At 42.1% G+C, this 962-nt stretch carries 1 protein-coding gene; it reads left to right on the top strand.

Going from position 1 to position 962, the window contains the following annotated elements; translation table 11 throughout:
• Positions 1-946, top strand: a protein-coding gene (locus BCT34_RS10450; protein WP_277869173.1) for an IS630 family transposase whose coding sequence is annotated in 2 segments (ribosomal slippage) — positions 1-369 and positions 371-946 — 945 coding nt annotated over the 2 segments. Because the reading frame shifts where the segments join, the coding sequence is not laid out codon by codon here. This gene is flagged as partial in the annotation.
• Positions 947-962 lie beyond the last annotated feature (16 nt).

The following is a 962-nucleotide window of genomic DNA, read 5'->3' as shown; positions in this document are numbered from 1 at the left end:
TTTGTTGACGGTAAAAGTCGCACTGAAATAGCTAAGTACCTTAAAGTTAGCAGAGTAAGCGTCAATAAATGGGTTAAAGCATATCTCGATAATGGTCTTGAAGGGCTTCAGGAGAAACCACACTCTGGCAGACCTCACCGCCTAACTGACGAACAGAAATCGCAACTCAAAGAATATGTAATTAAACATGCCATTAATAAGAGTGGTGGTCGCCTTCAAGCGAGAGACATTGGGCTTTATATAGAAAGTAATTTCGGTACATCATATAAGAAGTCGGCGCTCTATCAGTTATTACATGATATCGGTCTGAGTTGGATTACGACTCGCTCTAAACATCCTAAGCAGTCACTCGAAGCCCAAGAAGCTTTTAAAAAAATTCCCAATCGAAACGATCCTTAAGATCCCCGGCCATGTTCCTTTAAATGATGTTCAAATATGGTTTCAAGACGAGGCTAGATTTGGTCAACGCAATACAACAACGCGGATATGGGCAGAGAAAGGGACACGCCCCAGAGTAGTGCAGCAACAACAATTTGAGTATGCATACTTGTTTGGAGCCGTATGTGTCACAACAGGAGAAGCTGAAGCGATAGTGGTTCCCCTGAGCAATATGGAAGCAATGAAAGAGCAACTCAGATTGATTTCTCAAGCCACACCCGTTGGCAAGCATGCTGTTGTTATCATGGATCAAGCGAGTTGGCACCAAAGCTACCTTGCAGATGAATTTGAAAACCTCACTATTATCCATATCCCGCCTTATTCTCCTGAACTTAACTCTATAGAGCAGGTATGGAGTTGGCTTCGTCAAAATGAAGTCGCAAACAGGTGTTTCGAAAACTATGACGACATCGTAGAAACGCTATGTGGAGCGTGGAATCGATTTTGTGAAGATAAAAGCAGAGTCATCTCACTCTGCTTTAGAGACTGGTTAAACTTGATAAGTTAATTAACGGAATTGGTAT

It is taken from the genome of Vibrio sp. 10N.261.45.E2, from assembly GCF_002875705.1.
Lineage (GTDB): Bacteria > Pseudomonadota > Gammaproteobacteria > Enterobacterales > Vibrionaceae > Vibrio.
The sequence above is the reverse complement of the archived record's forward strand: the minus strand, read 5'-3'. Positions and strand labels throughout refer to the sequence as shown.